We start from the raw sequence: 14,603 nt of genomic DNA on the forward strand, positions 1-14,603 counted from the left end.
GGTGGCCTGCAACGATGGCGTCAAATGCATCACCACTCACGAACAGCACGAAAATTGGGAGCGCGCGGCATGAGTTTTGTACCGCAGATCAAGGACGCCGATGTGGAGGCCGTCACCCGGGCCATGCAGACCATGCCCGATTCCGCCTCGGTGGCGGAGTTTGTGCCCGGGCCGGGCATCCAGCGGCTGGCGCTGAGGTTTGACATCCAGCTGCTGCAGGAGGCGCTGGAGGAATGCCTGAAGCGCGAGGACTTCATGGGCGGCATGCAGGACCAGGGCTTTGCCGCGCTGCCGCTGACCCAGCGGCCGGGGCAGTCTGAGTGGACCGCCAATGACCTGTCGGGCCGCTACTGGCTGCGGGCGGATGAGCGGTATGTCGAGGAGCCGCGCGAGGATCTGGTGCCGGAGGTGGACTTCAGCGAGTTCAATCCGAAATTTGCGGGCACTTATTTCGAGCATGTGCATGCAGAGCTGGCCAAGCGCTTCCCGATCGGGCGCACGCGGGTGCTGTCCAAGGGGCTTTATAACTGCAATTCCTGGCACCGCGACCCGGAGCCGCGGCTGCATATCCCGGTGCTCTCCAACCCCGGGTCGCTGTTCATCGTGAATCATCACGTCACCCACTTGCCAGCCGACGGGTCGGTGTATTTCACTGACACCCGCGGCTACCACACCGCATTGAACGGGGGTGAAACCCGGCGCGTCCACATCGTGGCGGCGCTGGCTTATGATCAGGTGACGGAATGAGCCAATATGCAGGGCTTGCGGGAGCGGGGGGCAATGTTGTCCTCTGCGATCTGCGCAGCGATACGGTAACGCGCCCCGATGCGGGCATGCTGCAGGCGATGGCTGCGGCGGAACTGGGCGATGACGTCTTTGGCGAGGACCCGTCCGTGAACCGGCTGGAAGCGGTTTTGGCCGAACGACTGGGCAAGGATGCGGCGCTGTTCCTGCCCACCGGAACCATGAGCAACCTCGCCGGCCTCCTGGCCCACTGCCAGCGCGGCGAGGAGATCATCACGGGCGCGGGGTATCACGTGCATGCTTATGAGGCGGCAGGCGCCTCGGTCCTGGGAGGGATTGCGCTGTGCCCGGTGGTGGTGCGCGCGGACGGGGCGCTGGATCCGGGCGTGGTTGCCGGGGCGGTGAAGGCGGATGACAGCCATCTCGCCATCAGCCGCCTGCTGTCGCTGGAGAACACCCATAATGGGCTGGCGGTGCCACTGGCAGATATGGCGGCTGCGGCGGAGGCCGGGCGCAAAGCTGGGCTGTCCCTGCATCTGGACGGGGCACGGTTCTTCAATGCGATCACCGCGCTGGGCTGTTCGGAAACGGATCTGGCCGGGCCGGTGGATACGGTCTCGGTCTGCCTGTCCAAGGGTCTGGGCACGCCGGCGGGTTCGGTTCTGGTCGGGCCTGCAGATCTGATTGCCAGGGCGCGGCGCTGGCGCAAGATGCTGGGCGGCGGCATGCGCCAGGCGGGTGTGCTGGCGGCGGCGGGTCTTCATGCGCTGGAGCATAACACGGTGCGGCTGGCGGAGGATCATGGCCGGGCCGAAGAGCTGGCTGGTGTGCTTCGGGGCTTGGGCGCCGGAGAGGTATCTCAGGCCACCAATATGGTGTTCTTCACGCCGGGTGACGGGCGCAATGATGCGCTGCGGGCGCATCTGGCGGCGGAGGGCGTGGTAATCGGCGGCGGCACTTCCGGTGCGATCCGTATGGTGCTTCACAAGGACGCGGATGACGCCGCGCTGGCGCAAGCGGTGCAGGCGCTGCGGAGTTTTTACGGCTAACTGCGAGTAGCCGGAAAGTTCGAATGTCCCGTCCCCGGCTTGACCGTCAGATTTCCTTGCGCGCGTTGAGCGCGGCGGAGATGGTGCCGTCGTCGAGGTAATCCAGCTCGCCGCCGATCGGAACCCCCTGCGCAAGGGAGGTGAGCTTCACCTGCCCCTGCAGCTGGTCGGCGATGTAATGCGCCGTGGTCTGGCCGTCGATGGTGGCGTTCAGCGCCAGGATGACTTCGCTGATGCCTTCGGTGGCGACCCGGTCCGCCAGCCGCGGGATGCGCAGGTCCTCCGGTCCCACCGCATCCAGCGCCGACAGGGTGCCGCCCAGCACGTGGTAGCGGCCCTTGAACACGCCCGAGCGTTCCATCGCCCAGAGGTCGGCCACATCCTCGACCACGCACAGTTCGCCATTGCCGCGCACCTCGTCGGTGCAGATCGGGCAGATCTCGCTGGTGCCGACATTGCCGCAATTGAGGCACTCGCGCGCTGTCGCCGCCACCTCGCCCATCACGTCGGCCAAGGGCGTCAGCAGCAGCGCCCGCTTGCGGATCAGATGCAGCACCGCGCGCCGGGCCGAGCGGGGCCCGAGCCCCGGCAGCTTGGCCATCAGGGCAATCAGGTCTTCGATGTCGCTGGTGGAATTCTTGATCATGCCTTGGGCCCTTTGCTGACCTCCATATAGGCCACCCGGGGCAGGGGAGCGCAAGGGCCGGGCGGCAAAATGCTCGGGGTTTGTTTTTCTGCGGGCCGGGGGTATGCCTTGCCTGGAATGGCGGAGGGTTCGGAATGGAAGGCAGCACGGCGCGGGAAGAAAGCAATTCCTCACAGCTGCGCTTTGCCCGGCTGACGGAGGTTCCGCCGCAGGAGATCGCCCGCCACATGTCAGACCCGCGGATGACCGAGCATATGCCGCTGCTGACAGGGGCTTGGGATGAGGCGGCGGCCAAGGATTTTGTGGCGGCCAAGGAGGCCTGCTGGCAGCGCGACGGGCTGGGCCATTGGGCGTTTCTGCGCGGTGGCACTTATCTCGGCTGGGGCGGGTTCCAGAAAGAGGGGGATGAGTGGGATTTCGGCCTGGTGCTGAGGCCGGACTGCTTCGGCCTTGGCCCGGCCATCGCCCGCAAGGCGCTGGCATTTGCCCGCGCGGACTTGCGTATCCCCTACGTCACCTTCCTGCTGCCGCCGACGCGGCGGCATTTGCGGCCGCTGATGCGGCTGGGAGCGGTGCAGACCGGGGAGGTGCAATACGAGGGGCAGCGCTTTTTGAAGTTCCGTCTGGAGACGGGTTGAGGCGGATAAAAGAAAAGGCGGCACCAGACGGGCCGCCTTTTGCAGGGGAATTTCGTGCAGCTCAGAACGGCAGCTTGATGTCCTTGGGCAGGCCCATGCTTTCGGTCAGCTTAGCCATTTCGTCCTGCGCCTTTTCCGCAGCCTTGGCCTGGGCGTCCTTGATGGCTGCCAGGATCAGGTCCTCGACCACTTCCTTGTCGTCGCCGTTGAAGATCGACGGGTCGATGTCCAGCGCCTTGAGGTCGCCCTTGGCGGAGGCGGTTGCCTTGACCAGGCCCGCGCCGGCCTCGCCGGTCACCATGACGTTGTGCAGGTCTTCCTGCATCTGCGCCATCTTGGTCTGCAGTTCCTGTGCCGATTTCATCATCTTGGCCATGTCGCCAAGACCGCCGAGGCCTTTGAGCATGTGGTTTCTCCTGAGATTCCGAGTTTGGGGCACAAATACGGGCCGCGGGGCTGCGAAACAAGGGGCAGGATCGTCTGCGTGGAACAGTTTAGCGCTCTTCCGCCCGGCCGGCAGGCCGGGCAGCGCCCGTCCCGCCCCCACCGGGGCGGGCGCTTCGCTTCCTGCCCCAACGGGACGGGCGCTGCCCTAAATAGCTGATTGCATTATTGAAAAACCGATGCGGCGCCGGAACCTACGCGTCCCTGGCCCGCCGTCATCCGTCCTCGAAGGGATCCCATTCGTCTTCCACCTCGGGCAGGGCCTCGGCGGCGACTTCGGCGGCCAGTTCCTCCGGCGTGCGGATGCGGGTGATCTTGGCCTTGGGGAAGCTCTCCAGCACCGCTTGCACCAGCGGATGCGCCGTGGCCTTCTCGCGCAGGGCGTTCTCGGCAGCGTCGCGGACCTCGGCTATGGTCGGCGCCTCGCCGTCCGGCGCGATGGAGACCACCCAGCGGGCGCCGGTCCAGTTCTGCAGCGCCGAGCCGAGCCGGGCGGCCAGATCGCGCGGCGCCTGGGCCGACGGGGTGAATTCGATCCGTCCCGGCTGGTAGGAGACCAGCCGCACGCCGGTTTCGACCTCGACCAGCAGTTTCACGTCGCGGTTGGTGCGGATCAGTTCGACCACATGTTCGAAGCTGGGGTAGCGGGCTAGCGCGGAGCTGACCTGCGGCGCCAGCGCTGCCACCGTGCCGCCGCCGCCGTGGGCCACCGGCGCGCCGCTAGCGGGGCTGCCCTGAGGGGCAGTGCCAGCTGGCCCGCCGCCAAGCGCCGGGGCGCCCATGCCCTGCATCGGCACGCCGCCGCCGGGGCCGGGGGGCGGCGGGGGCGGGGTATCCTGCAACTTGCGGATCAGCTCCTCAGGGCTGGGCAGGTCGGCCACATGGGTGAGGCGTATCACCGCCATCTCCGCAGCCATCATCGCGTTGGGGGCCGCGGCCACTTCCTCCAGCGCCTTCAAGAGCATCTGCCACATCCGGGTCAGCACCCGCATCGCCAGCGCATCCGCCATCGCCTTGCCACGGGCGCGTTCGTCCGGGCTGACGGTGGGGTCTTCTGCCGCGTCCGGAGTGATTTTCACGACTGAGACCCAATGGGTGATCTCTGCCAGATCGCGCAGCACTGCCAGCGGGTCGGCGCCTTCGGCATACTGGCCGCTGAGCTCGGTCAGCGCCGCCGCCGCATCGCCGCGCAGGATCATGTCCATCAGGTCGAGCACCCGGCCGCGGTCGGCAAGGCCCAGCATGGCGCGGACCTGATCGGCGGTGGTTTCGCCCGCCCCGTGGGAAATCGCCTGGTCCAGCAGCGAGGTGGCATCGCGGGCAGAGCCTTCGGCGGCGCGGGTAATAAGGGCCAGCGCATCCTCGGCAATCTCAGCCCCCTCGGCGGTGGCGATCTTGCGCAGCAGGGCAATCATCACCTCCGGCTCGATCCGGCGCAGGTCAAAACGCTGGCAGCGCGACAGCACCGTCACCGGCACCTTGCGGATCTCGGTGGTGGCAAAGATGAACTTCACATGCGCGGGCGGCTCCTCCAGCGTCTTCAGCAGCGCGTTGAACGCGCTGGTCGACAGCATGTGGACCTCGTCGATGATGTAGATCTTGTAGCGGGCCGAGGCGGCGCGGTACTGCACCGAGTCGATGATCTCGCGGATGTCGTTGACGCCGGTGCGCGAGGCCGCGTCCATCTCCATCACATCCACATGGCGGCCTTCCATGATTGCCGTGCAATGCTCGCATTTACCGCAGGGATCGGTGGTGGGGCCGCCCTGGCCGTCCTCGCCGACGCAGTTCATGCCCTTGGCGATGATCCGCGCGGTGGTGGTCTTACCGGTGCCGCGGATGCCGGTCATGATGAAGGCCTGGGCGATGCGGTCGGCGGCAAAGGCGTTTTTCAGCGTCCGCACCATGGCGTCCTGGCCCACCAGATCGGCAAAGGTCTCGGGCCGGTATTTGCGGGCCAGGACCTGGTATTGGGATTGGGTGGTGCCGCTAGGGGTATCGTTCATGGTGTCTCGTGCCGGATTCGGTTTGCGGGGCGCCCGCGTTCCGCGCAGGGTATTGAAGCGCAGCCCGTTCGTCCACCGCAGAAGGGCGCAAACCGCGGGATGCAAAAGCGCTTTGGGAATGCACGGTTAGCGGCTAGGCTGAGGGTAAGGGGGAATTGCGGGGGAAGTGCAGAAGCGCGGCGTCCAGGGAGGCGGTATGCGAACTGAAGACACCTCGAAGCCTACGATGCAGGAGACTGCGGCGCAGGCCGGCCTGACCATCCACGCGCTGTCAGCAGGCGGCGGCATTCTGGCGCTGTGCCGGCTGCCGGGCGGCGAGGGTGATTACCGCAGCGACCTGATCCAGATCTATCAATGGAAGCCGGGGCTGGTGATCTCAATGACCACGGAGGCCGAGCACGCCGCCGCAGGGGTGCCGCGGCTGGGCGTTGATATCCAGAGCATGGCCTGCCGCTGGCTGCATCTGCCGGTGCCGGATTTTCAGGTGCCGCCGCCCAGTGTGAACGCGAAGTGGGCTGCGGCCAGCAAGTCGGCGCGGCAGGCGCTGGCGGGCGGCGGCCGGGTGCTGGTGCATTGCCGGGGCGGCTGCGGCCGGTCCGGCATGGCGGTGCTGCGGCTGATGATCGAATGCGGCGAGGATCCGGCGCAGGCGCTGGCGCGGCTGCGCGCGGTACGGCCCTGCGCGGTGGAAACCGACGAGCAGCTGGACTGGGCCTGCGACGGCAGCAAGGCCTGCTAAGCCGCAAAACAATCAATCAGAGCTTTTGCCTGGCCGAAGGCCGGGGAGCGCCCGTTCTTTGCGGAACCGGTGCTGCGCTCACTGTGATGTCAAACCCTTAAGCGGCTTCCTCACAACGCCAGCATCTGTTCGGCCTGCCGCGCGTCTTCCGTCTTCGGCAGCGCTTCCATCAGCGCGCAGGGGCGGGCGTTCAGGCTGGAGGCTGCAAAGCCGGTGCCGTCGCGGCTGAGGATCGCGTCGGCAAAGCGGTCGAGCCCTTCGCGCGGGGCCTCTTCGCCGACACCGCAGAACAGCCGGATCCGGTCATGGCTGGCCACGAACTGCGCCGGGCAGTTGCGCGGGCAGCCGTCCAGCGCGGTGGTGCCGGTGATCTCGAAATCCTCCTGGGTCAGCGGCTTGGCCTTGGTCATCGCCTCGGCCAGCTTGGCGATCATCCGTTCTGCCGCGGGGCAGGGTTTCCCCAGGTATTTGCAATCCGTTGCCGCATAGAAATGCGTCTTGTCCGTCCACATCATGTTTGCGCCCTCCGCGCGTGGTGCGGGGGTTTGGGACAAGAGACCGGATGAGATAGCGGGAGCCCCGCGGTGCCATCAGACCCTGTCCGGACACCCCGCCCGGGTTCGAGTTTCACTTCCGATGGCAGGTCTCCTGACTTGCGGGTCGATGCTTTCCCGATCCTTCCCGGCCCATTGGCCAGTGGCTCTATCGGGGTCGCTCGCCGCTTACAGTTGCGGGGGCAGTCGCGGAATTGGCATCGCCTGAAGGCGGCACCGCACCGTGTTCCCTTTTCATCCCGGACACAAGATTCTGTGGCGCGGGAACCATCGCCACAAGCGGTAGCGGCTGGGGGCCCGAGTCGTCAATCGTTTTTCTGCGCTTGCATAGACGCGGGCACGGGCGTGTGCATCTGCAGGTGCAGCCTGCGGATCACATCCGAGTCGCGCCGCACCCGGGCCAGCTGCCAGCCGCCCTGCAGCAGGATATAGAAGTTTTCCGCCGCCGCGCGGGCCTCGCCTTCAGCCAGGCCGAGGCGCCGGGCATGGGCCGCGGTCCCGGTGATCCAGCCCTCGAACAGTTTGGCGGCGTGCTGGTGAAAACCCTCGTTCTCCGGTCCTTCGAACAGGGTGGCGGAGACCGGGCAGCCGCTCCATTTTCCCTGTTTGTCGAACAGTTTGGCCAGCTTGTAGCAGACCGTCTTGGCGCCTTCCTGAAATGTCGGAGCAGGAGTGAAGGAAGCGTCGATCAGTGCCAGCATCTGCTCCGACGCCCAGTCCGCCGCAGCCAGGGCCAGATCGGATTTGCCGTTCGGGAAGTGGTGGTAGAGCGAGCCCTTGGGCGCCTCCGCCGCGGCCAGCAATTCCGCCAGGCCGGTGCCGCTGTAGCCCTTGTTGCGGAACAGGCCGGCAGCCGCGCGCAGCAGCCGCTCGCGGGTGGGGGCGGGGCCGTCCGGGGCGGCAGAGGGTGTCGTCACGTCAGTCATGGCGGCAGGTTGACAGCATTAGACCGATTGGTCCAGAGGTGGAATAGACCAATCGGTCTAGGAGGGTGCCATGCTCGACAGCCATGCAGAACACGACGCGGATATCCGGGTGGAGGAACTGCGCTTTGCCGCAAGTGATGCGGTGCTGGCCGGGCGGCTGTACCACCCGGCGGGACCGGCCAGGGCAGCGGTGGTGCTGAATGGCGCAACCGGGGTGCCGCAGGGCTATTACCGGCATTTCGCGCGCTGGCTGGCGGCGGAGCGGCAGATGGCATGCCTGACCTACGACTACCGGGATTTCGGAGATTCGGCGCGTGCCCATCCGCGCCGCTCACAGGCCACCATGGCCGAGTGGGCGCTGGCGGATCAGCCGGCCGCCCGGACAGAAATGCAGCGGCACTATGCGGGCGTGCCATTGTATGTGATTGGCCATTCTCTGGGGGCGATGCTGATGCCCCTGCAGGATGGCCTGGAAGACGTCGCCCGCATGATCGTGGTCGCGGGCGGCTTGGTGCATCACCACGATCATCCCTGGCCCTACCGCGCGCTGGCGCTGGCCTTCTGGTTCGGCCACGTGCCGCCGCTGGTCCGTGCCTTGGGCTATCTGCCCGGGCGCGCGGTGGGGTTCGGGGCGGATTTGCCGGCAGGCGTCTACTGGCAGTGGCGGCGCTGGTGCACCACGCCGGGCAGCTACCTGCCGGAATCCGGCGCTGCGCTGCCGCAGCCGCGCTGGGCGGAAACCGGCATTCCGGTGGACATGTTCGCGATGGCGGATGACGATGTGGTGCCGCCGGCCGCGGTCTGGCGGCTGGGCGATGTCTACGGGGATGTGCCGCAGCAGCGAGTGGTGCTGGGCCCGCAGCAGGCCGGGGGGCGGAAGATCGGCCACCTCGGCGCCTTTGCCCGTGCCAATGCGGCACTGTGGCCGCGGCTGGTGCCGCAGGTCTGAGCCGGGCCGGTCAGGCGGTGCGGCTCAGGCGCTCTTCGGTGATGCGGGCATAATCCGCCAGCCGCAGCTTGAAGCGGCGGTTCAGGTTGCTGCGCGCCAGCTTCAGCGATTGCACCAGCAAGCGCCCGGTCAGGGTGGTCGGCGACAGCTTCAGCCGCACCGACATCCGGGTCCGCTGCGGCGACAGCGCCAGCAGCTCAACTTCCATCCGCCCGTCGATGCCGCTGCCGATTCCTTCCAGCACCATTGCCGACGGCGGCGTGTAAGAGGCCAGCGTCAGCTGGATCTCGCGCGGCTTGCCGCGGAAGCTGAAGGCAAGATCCCACGCCAGGCCGGCCTCCGGGTGCGCAGGATCGCCTCGGCGCTGCAGCTCAATGCCGCGCCGCAGGGCGGAACGCTCCAGCATGCCGAAATCCGAAAGCGCGCCGAATACTTCGGCAATCGGGGCTTCGATGTCTTCTTTGCTGTGGAATTCCATATTCGCCTGCCTCGTCTTCGGCTCTTGGGTCTGCGCCGTTTCCGGCAAATATGCGCGTTAGTCCAGCGTGTCCGCAAGCCAGTTCTGGATTAAAAACTGCGCAATCGCCCCTTTGCGCGCGGGTTTCAGAACCGGGTGCTCTCCGGCAAAGACTGTCATCATCTCCTGGCGGCTGACCCATAGCGCGTCCTCGATCTCTGCCGGGTCGATGGTGATGTCGCGGCTCAGCGCCTCGCCCGCGCAGCCGAACATCAGCGACATCGGAAAGGCCCAGGGCTGGCTGGACAGGTAGCTGACCGCGCCGACCCGGACGCCGGTTTCCTCCAGCACCTCGCGGCGCACTGCCGCCTCCAGCGTCTCGCCCGGTTCGACGAAGCCTGCCAGCAGCGAATACATCCCCTCCGGCCAGCCGGGGGAGCGGCCCATCAGCACCGAATCCCCATGGGTGATCAGCATGATCACCACCGGGTCCGTGCGCGGAAAATGCGGTGCCTTGCAGGCCGGGCACACCCGTTGCCAGCCCGCCTGCGCCATATCGCTGGGCGCGCCGCAGCAGGCGCAGAACCGGTGGCTGCGGTGCCAGGCCAGCAGCGCCTTGGCGGTGGTGGCCAGCTCCGCCTCCAGCGGGGTGAGGCGGGTCATGATCCGGCGCAACTCCGCAAAGACATGGGTATCCAGCAGGTCCGGGTGCTGCTGCTCGCTGGCGTCGGCAAAGCTGCTCAGGGCCTCCTGGTCCAGGTCCTGCGGCTGCCAATCGCTGATGTCGCAGGCAAAGCAGGCGCCGCCACCGGATTCCTGGCCCAGGAACAGTGCGTCTGATTTGCGGGCCGCGGCCAGCGGATGCGCTGGCGCAATCCAGGCCAGGCCGCAGGGCAGATCCGCCTCCGTCTCGCGCAGCGTCAGCGGCTTGCCGCGCCACATGAGCAGCACCCGGGCCCCGGGGCTGGTCCAGGCCGCCGCCAGCGCAGCGGCATCGCTGCGCAGATGCGCGGCGCGCTCCAGCCCGCCGCCGCCGAAGGTCACCTGTTCCGCGCGTTTCATGGCAATTCTCCTGTGGCTGGCGGGCTTTGCACCGCGCTCAAAGGGGGAATGCGGCAATCCATGACAGTGTGCCGCAGCTGTTGCCAGCATTCGGGTGCGATCTGCGCTTGCCTGTCGCCGTGCGGCCACACCCGCGGGGCTGCCGCAGGGGCATTTTTCAGCAGAACAGGGCGGATCCGGAACGGTGCGGAGGAGGCCTGTGAAAAAGTTAACACGCAGTTAAAAGGTTTCTTTGCAAATCGTGAAAACGCTGATTCAAATAGCGCCAAACAAGAATGGCGCCGAATGGTGCGGAAGGAGCGGCGGGCAGGCGGTGTCAGCAGAAGTTCGGACATGACAGGCGGCGCGGCGGCCGCCAAGGCCCGCAGTGCCGGGGAGCTGCATGTGCTGGCCACAACGGACCTGCACTGCAATCTGCTGAGCCATGATTACTACGCCGACCGGCCGGATCCGGCCATCGGGCTATCGCGGGTGGCGACCCTGATCGCGGAAGCGCGCGCCCGGGCAGCGGCCCAGGGGGCGGCCTGCATTCTGGTCGACAATGGCGATGGTTTCTATGGGGCGCCGCTGGGCGATGTGCTGCCGCGGGCCGCCGCGCCGCATCCGCTGGTGCGCGCATTCCAGGTTCTGGAATATGATGCCGCCGGGCTCGGCAATCACGATTTCGATTTCGGGCTGGAGACGCTGGGGGAGGCGCTGACGGACACGCCCTGCCCGGTGCTGTGCTCGAACCTGAAGGCGTCTGATCCTGGCCGCGCGCTGCCGTTTGCGCCCGCGGCGGTGCTGGAGCGGCAGATGCCCTGCTGCCCGGATCTGCCGCCGGTGCGGATCGGGCTGTTGTCGGTGCTGCCGCCGCAGACACTGGCCTGGTGCAGCCAGGTGCTGAAAGGGCAGCTGCTGGCGGCGGACCTCGTCGAGGCCGCGGCAGAGCAGGCGCGGCGGCTGAAGGCGCAGGGTTGCGACCTGGTGCTGGCGCTGGCGCATACCGGGCTGGCGGCTGCCGGCGGCGAGAGCAGCGAAAACGCCCTGGGGCAGCTGGCCGCGCTGGCAGACATCGACGCCCTGGTCGGCGGCCACACCCATCTGACATTGCCGCATCCCGACCATCCCTTTGCCAAGCCGGTGGTGATGCCGGGGGCGCATGGGTCGCACCTTGGGGTGATCCGGCTGGAGCTGGAATACGCCGCCGGCGGCTGGCAGCTGTGTGGCGGGGATGCCAGCCTGCAGCCGGTCGCGCGGCCGGACGGGGCCGGGGCCGCGCAGCCGCTGGCGGCAGAGGATCCGGCCCTGGTGCAGGCGCTGGCGGCGTACCATGCCAGCACCCAGAAGCGGATGCAGGAGCCCGCGGGCCATAGCCCGGTGGCGATGCATTCCTATTTCACCTTCTTTGCACCGGACCGGGGGCTGACCCTGACTGCCTGCGCCCAGGCCGCAGCGGCGCGGCTGCTGCTGCGCGGCACTGCCGCCGAAGGCCTGCCGCTGCTGTCGGCAACTTCACCGGGCAAATTCGGCGGCCGCTCCGGCCCGCAGTCTTATACCGATATCGCGGCGGGCGATCTCTGCGCCCGCAACATTGCCGACCTGCAGGTCTTCCCGAACGAGCTGCGGGCGGTCGAGGTCACCGGCGCACAATTGCGCGACTGGCTGGAAATGTCCGCCGGGCTGTTCAACCGGATCGAGCCGGGCAGCTCCGGCCAGCGGCTGACCGACCCGCTGCGGGCGGGGCATAACTTCGATGTGATTTTCGGCCTCAGCTACCGGATCGATGTGACGCAGCCGCCGCGGTTTTCCGCTGCCGGGGAACTGATCAGCCCGGAGGCGCGGCGGATCACGGAGCTTCGCTGGCAGGGCCGTCCCGTGGACCCCGGCCAGCGCTTTGCGGTTGCGGTCAACAGCTACCGGGTCAGCGGCGGCGGCCGGTTCCGGATGCTGGAGACGGCGGCGGAGCTGGCGCTGCCGCCGGTCCGGATCCGCCAGGCGATCCGCGACTATATTGCCGGGCGGCTGCCGCCGGAGCCGATGGCAGAGGCGCCGTATCCCTGGCAGCTGGTGCCGGTGCCGGGCGCCAGCGCTGTGGCCGTGACCGGTCCCGGAGCTGCGGAGCACCTTGAGGATCTGCCGGCCGGCCTGGCCGCCCCGCGCGGCTTCAGCAGCACTGGTTTCTGGGAGCTGGACCTGCAGCTGTGAGCAGCTGGACTCCGGCACCGGAGCGGCCCTTGCCAATCCCGGCAGCGGTCCTTATATCGGGATTCGAGAGGTTGGCGCGGGCAAGCGCCTCGCCAACCTGGTCAGGTCCGGAAGGAAGCAGCCACAACGAGCCCCGCTTGGGTCGATGTCCAGCCTCTCACTTGCTCCCCGCGCATTTCAAGGAAAACGGGATTGCTCCCGCCCGCTCTGGCGCAATCAAGGATTGCTCAGCCGCCGTTGCGCCCGGCGCCGCGCTGCCGCGCGGCGGGACCGCTTTTTCATCTGGCCGGAATATTTCCTGGGGTGAATCGGCCGTAAGGCCAAGAGGGGCAAAGCCCCTCCGCCTGTTTCGGCCTCAGAACCGCCCGTTGTCCGCCGGATAGACGCCGAGGATTTCCACGTTGGTGGTGAAATAGCTCAGCTCGTCCATCGCCAGCTGCACATTGGCGTCATCGGGGTGGCCTTCGATATCGGCGTAGAACTGGGTCGCGGTGAACGACCCGTCCACCATGTAGCTTTCCAGCTTGGTCATGTTGATGCCATTGGTGGCAAAACCGCCCATCGCCTTGTAGAGCGCCGCCGGGATGTTGCGCACCTGAAAGACGAAGCTGGTGATCATGTTGTGGGCGCCGCGGCGGGTGTAATCTATGTCCTTCGCCATGATCAGGAAGCGGGTGGTGTTGTCGCCGTTATCCTCGATATGGCGGGCCAGCACGTCCAGGCCGTAGATCTCGCCTGCCAATTCGCTGGCCAGCGCGGCAGAGTGGATGTCGCCGGCCTCGGCCACGTCGCGGGCGGCGCGGGCGTTGTCGGGGCTGACGCGGCCGCGGATGCCGTGCTCGCGCAGGAAGGTTCCGCATTGCGGCAGCAGCACCAGATGCGAATGCGCCTCGCGGATGTCTTCCAGTTTCGCCCCCGGCACCGCCAGCAGGTTGATATGCACCCGCACGAACGCCTCGTCGATGATGTGCAGCCCGCTGTGCGGCAGCAGCCTGTGGCTGTCGGCCACCCGCCCGTAGGTGGAGTTCTCCACCGGCAGCATCGCCTGTTCCGCCTCGCCGCTGCGCACCGCCTCCAGAATCTCCTCAAAGGTGCGGCAGGGCAGCACCTCCATGCCGGGGCGGGCAATGCGGCAGGCCTCGTGGCTGTAGGAGCCAAGCTCCCCCTGAATGGCGATTTTGCGGCTCATGGGTGTGTTCCCCGTGCAAAACTTCAAGAATTGGGCGTTTCGTCGCGCTGTCTATACCTTGCCACTTGGGAGGGGAAGCCTTAGACACCCCAGCAGACAGCTAAATGGACTCGCGATCATGTTTGACACGATGACCCTCACCAAAGCGACCGCAGGCGTCTGCGGCGCGTTCCTGGTATTCCTTCTGGGCAAATGGGGCGCAGAAGTACTGTATCACATGGACAGCCACGGTGAGGCTTCCTATGTGATCGAAGTCGCAACTGCCGAAGATGCCGGCAGCGACGAACCGGAAGTCAGCTTCGAAGAGCTGATGGCCTCCGCCGACGCCGCCAAAGGCGCCAAGGTGTTCAAGAAATGCTCTGCCTGCCACAAGCTGGAAGACGGCGCCAACGCAACCGGCCCGTACCTGTACGGTGTGGTCGGCCGCGACATCGCTGCCGCTTCGGGCTTCGGCTATTCCGGCGCGCTGACCGGCCTGGCCGGCAAGGCCTGGACCCCGGAAGAGCTGGACGCCTTCCTGGCCAAGCCGTCGGCTTATGCGTCGGGCACCACCATGTCGTTCTCCGGCCTGAAGAAACAGGCGGACCGGGTGAACCTCATCGCCTATCTGGACAGCCTGGACGACTAATCCGGACCGCTGTCCCAGCTATCCAATGAAAAAGCCGCTGCGATCTGCAGCGGCTTTTTTGTTCGCGTGAGCGGTTCGGTAAAAGCGGTGCCGGCTCAGGCCGGGTTGTTTTCCTGGTAATAGGCCAGCGCATCGCGCTCTGTGCCGTCGGGCAGGATGCAGACGCCGATGGTGCCCGCCTTGCCGCTGCGCAGCACGTACTGGCCGCCGGTCTGCACGCAATAGGCCTCTTCCGGGCTGGTGTAGACCACTTCCTCTTCCTGCTGGGCGCAGGCGCTGAGCGCGGCGGCCCCGGCAACCGCAAGGGCGGCAAGTTTCATTGACTTCAGCATCGCAAACTCCCTCGTTTCATAACACAATCGTGATGTGAGGCTGGCAGGCAATT

Annotated in this window: 16 protein-coding genes, 1 other RNA gene and 1 riboswitch; of the genes, 8 read left to right on the forward strand and 9 right to left on the reverse strand. The window is 67.0% G+C overall.

Going from position 1 to position 14,603, the window contains the following annotated elements; translation table 11 throughout:
- Positions 1-69: 69 nt before the first annotated feature.
- Both AC58NV_RS07470 and ltaE read left to right on the forward strand, forming a co-directional pair.
- A complete protein-coding gene (locus tag AC58NV_RS07470) occupies positions 70-747 on the forward strand; it encodes a hypothetical protein (RefSeq protein WP_497226569.1) in 678 nt (225 codons plus the stop codon).
- The gene (gene ltaE / locus AC58NV_RS07475) at positions 744-1,793 is read left to right on the forward strand and encodes a low-specificity L-threonine aldolase (protein ID WP_497226570.1); all 1,050 of its coding nucleotides are present in this window, start codon (positions 744-746) and stop codon (positions 1,791-1,793) included. The genes AC58NV_RS07470 and ltaE overlap by 4 nt, the downstream gene beginning before the upstream one ends.
- Positions 1,794-1,839: 46 nt before the next feature.
- Here the strand turns inward: ltaE and recR are convergent, their stop codons facing one another.
- A complete protein-coding gene (gene recR / locus AC58NV_RS07480; RefSeq protein ID WP_497226571.1) occupies positions 1,840-2,439 on the reverse strand; it encodes a recombination mediator RecR in 600 nt (199 codons plus the stop codon).
- Between the two features lie 134 nt (positions 2,440-2,573).
- Between recR and AC58NV_RS07485 the strand changes: the two genes are divergently transcribed.
- Positions 2,574-3,077, forward strand: coding sequence for a GNAT family N-acetyltransferase (locus AC58NV_RS07485; protein ID WP_497226572.1), 504 nt, complete (start codon positions 2,574-2,576; stop codon positions 3,075-3,077).
- Positions 3,078-3,138: 61 nt separating this feature from the next.
- Here the strand turns inward: AC58NV_RS07485 and AC58NV_RS07490 are convergent, their stop codons facing one another.
- Positions 3,139-3,483, reverse strand: coding sequence for a YbaB/EbfC family nucleoid-associated protein (locus AC58NV_RS07490; RefSeq protein ID WP_019298230.1), 345 nt, complete (start codon positions 3,481-3,483; stop codon positions 3,139-3,141).
- A gap of 253 nt (positions 3,484-3,736) precedes the next feature.
- Positions 3,737-5,575 (reverse strand): DNA polymerase III subunit gamma/tau, encoded by a 1,839-nt coding sequence (locus AC58NV_RS07495; RefSeq protein WP_497227036.1) that lies wholly within the window; start codon positions 5,573-5,575, stop codon positions 3,737-3,739.
- A gap of 148 nt (positions 5,576-5,723) precedes the next feature.
- Between AC58NV_RS07495 and AC58NV_RS07500 the strand changes: the two genes are divergently transcribed.
- Positions 5,724-6,266: a protein-tyrosine phosphatase family protein gene (locus AC58NV_RS07500; RefSeq protein ID WP_497226573.1), complete on the forward strand. Its 543-nt coding sequence runs from the start codon at positions 5,724-5,726 to the stop codon at positions 6,264-6,266.
- A 110-nt stretch (positions 6,267-6,376) separates the two neighbouring features.
- Here AC58NV_RS07500 and AC58NV_RS07505 read toward each other — a convergent pair whose 3' ends face one another.
- Positions 6,377-6,781 (reverse strand): hypothetical protein, encoded by a 405-nt coding sequence (locus tag AC58NV_RS07505; RefSeq protein WP_366661146.1) that lies wholly within the window; start codon positions 6,779-6,781, stop codon positions 6,377-6,379.
- A 106-nt stretch (positions 6,782-6,887) separates the two neighbouring features.
- Positions 6,888-7,107, reverse strand: a riboswitch (cobalamin riboswitch).
- An 18-nt stretch (positions 7,108-7,125) separates the two neighbouring features.
- A complete protein-coding gene (locus AC58NV_RS07510; protein WP_497226574.1) occupies positions 7,126-7,746 on the reverse strand; it encodes a TetR/AcrR family transcriptional regulator in 621 nt (206 codons plus the stop codon).
- A 70-nt stretch (positions 7,747-7,816) separates the two neighbouring features.
- Between AC58NV_RS07510 and AC58NV_RS07515 the strand changes: the two genes are divergently transcribed.
- On the forward strand, positions 7,817-8,695 hold the full coding sequence (locus tag AC58NV_RS07515) for an alpha/beta hydrolase family protein (protein ID WP_497226575.1): 879 nt from the start codon (positions 7,817-7,819) through the stop codon (positions 8,693-8,695).
- 10 nt (positions 8,696-8,705) lie between these two features.
- Here the strand turns inward: AC58NV_RS07515 and AC58NV_RS07520 are convergent, their stop codons facing one another.
- Positions 8,706-9,173: an SRPBCC family protein gene (locus AC58NV_RS07520; protein WP_497226576.1), complete on the reverse strand. Its 468-nt coding sequence runs from the start codon at positions 9,171-9,173 to the stop codon at positions 8,706-8,708.
- A gap of 57 nt (positions 9,174-9,230) precedes the next feature.
- A complete protein-coding gene (gene nudC, locus AC58NV_RS07525) occupies positions 9,231-10,214 on the reverse strand; it encodes an NAD(+) diphosphatase (RefSeq protein ID WP_497226577.1) in 984 nt (327 codons plus the stop codon).
- Positions 10,215-10,547: 333 nt separating this feature from the next.
- Between nudC and AC58NV_RS07530 the strand changes: the two genes are divergently transcribed.
- Entirely contained in the window at positions 10,548-12,401 is a 1,854-nt protein-coding gene (locus tag AC58NV_RS07530; RefSeq protein WP_497226578.1) for a 5'-nucleotidase C-terminal domain-containing protein, read from the forward strand.
- Between the two features lie 64 nt (positions 12,402-12,465).
- Positions 12,466-12,564, forward strand: an RNA gene (ffs, locus tag AC58NV_RS07535) — signal recognition particle sRNA small type.
- A gap of 192 nt (positions 12,565-12,756) precedes the next feature.
- Here ffs and AC58NV_RS07540 read toward each other — a convergent pair.
- Positions 12,757-13,590 carry a prephenate dehydratase gene (locus AC58NV_RS07540; protein WP_019298220.1) on the reverse strand — a complete coding sequence of 278 codons (834 nt, stop codon included), beginning with the start codon at positions 13,588-13,590 and terminating at the stop codon, positions 12,757-12,759.
- 118 nt (positions 13,591-13,708) lie between these two features.
- Here AC58NV_RS07540 and AC58NV_RS07545 point away from each other — a divergent pair, with 118 nt between their 5' ends.
- Positions 13,709-14,218, forward strand: coding sequence for a c-type cytochrome (locus AC58NV_RS07545; RefSeq protein WP_366661140.1), 510 nt, complete (start codon positions 13,709-13,711; stop codon positions 14,216-14,218).
- Between the two features lie 95 nt (positions 14,219-14,313).
- On the opposite strand, the gene AC58NV_RS07550 is transcribed toward AC58NV_RS07545, so the two are convergent.
- Positions 14,314-14,550, reverse strand: coding sequence for a DUF333 domain-containing protein (locus AC58NV_RS07550; protein ID WP_497226579.1), 237 nt, complete (start codon positions 14,548-14,550; stop codon positions 14,314-14,316).
- Positions 14,551-14,603 lie beyond the last annotated feature (53 nt).

It is taken from the genome of Leisingera sp. ANG49 (genome assembly GCF_059694505.1).

Bases quoted from the DNA above. Each gene is read 5' to 3' on its own strand.
- AC58NV_RS07540 (WP_019298220.1), bottom strand. From the start codon at position 13,590: ATGAGCCGCAAAATCGCCATTCAGGGGGAGCTTGGCTCCTACAGCCAC.
- AC58NV_RS07500 (WP_497226573.1), top strand. From the start codon at position 5,724: ATGCGAACTGAAGACACCTCGAAGCCTACGATGCAGGAGACTGCGGCG.
- ltaE (WP_497226570.1), top strand. From the start codon at position 744: ATGAGCCAATATGCAGGGCTTGCGGGAGCGGGGGGCAATGTTGTCCTC.
- AC58NV_RS07520 (WP_497226576.1), bottom strand. From the start codon at position 9,173: ATGGAATTCCACAGCAAAGAAGACATCGAAGCCCCGATTGCCGAAGTA.
- AC58NV_RS07530 (WP_497226578.1), top strand. From the start codon at position 10,548: ATGACAGGCGGCGCGGCGGCCGCCAAGGCCCGCAGTGCCGGGGAGCTG.
- AC58NV_RS07505 (WP_366661146.1), bottom strand. From the start codon at position 6,781: ATGATGTGGACGGACAAGACGCATTTCTATGCGGCAACGGATTGCAAA.
- AC58NV_RS07510 (WP_497226574.1), bottom strand. From the start codon at position 7,746: ATGACTGACGTGACGACACCCTCTGCCGCCCCGGACGGCCCCGCCCCC.
- AC58NV_RS07515 (WP_497226575.1), top strand. From the start codon at position 7,817: ATGCTCGACAGCCATGCAGAACACGACGCGGATATCCGGGTGGAGGAA.
- AC58NV_RS07485 (WP_497226572.1), top strand. From the start codon at position 2,574: ATGGAAGGCAGCACGGCGCGGGAAGAAAGCAATTCCTCACAGCTGCGC.
- AC58NV_RS07470 (WP_497226569.1), top strand. From the start codon at position 70: ATGAGTTTTGTACCGCAGATCAAGGACGCCGATGTGGAGGCCGTCACC.
- AC58NV_RS07545 (WP_366661140.1), top strand. From the start codon at position 13,709: ATGTTTGACACGATGACCCTCACCAAAGCGACCGCAGGCGTCTGCGGC.
- AC58NV_RS07550 (WP_497226579.1), bottom strand. From the start codon at position 14,550: ATGCTGAAGTCAATGAAACTTGCCGCCCTTGCGGTTGCCGGGGCCGCC.
- nudC (WP_497226577.1), bottom strand. From the start codon at position 10,214: ATGAAACGCGCGGAACAGGTGACCTTCGGCGGCGGCGGGCTGGAGCGC.
- AC58NV_RS07490 (WP_019298230.1), bottom strand. From the start codon at position 3,483: ATGCTCAAAGGCCTCGGCGGTCTTGGCGACATGGCCAAGATGATGAAA.
- recR (WP_497226571.1), bottom strand. From the start codon at position 2,439: ATGATCAAGAATTCCACCAGCGACATCGAAGACCTGATTGCCCTGATG.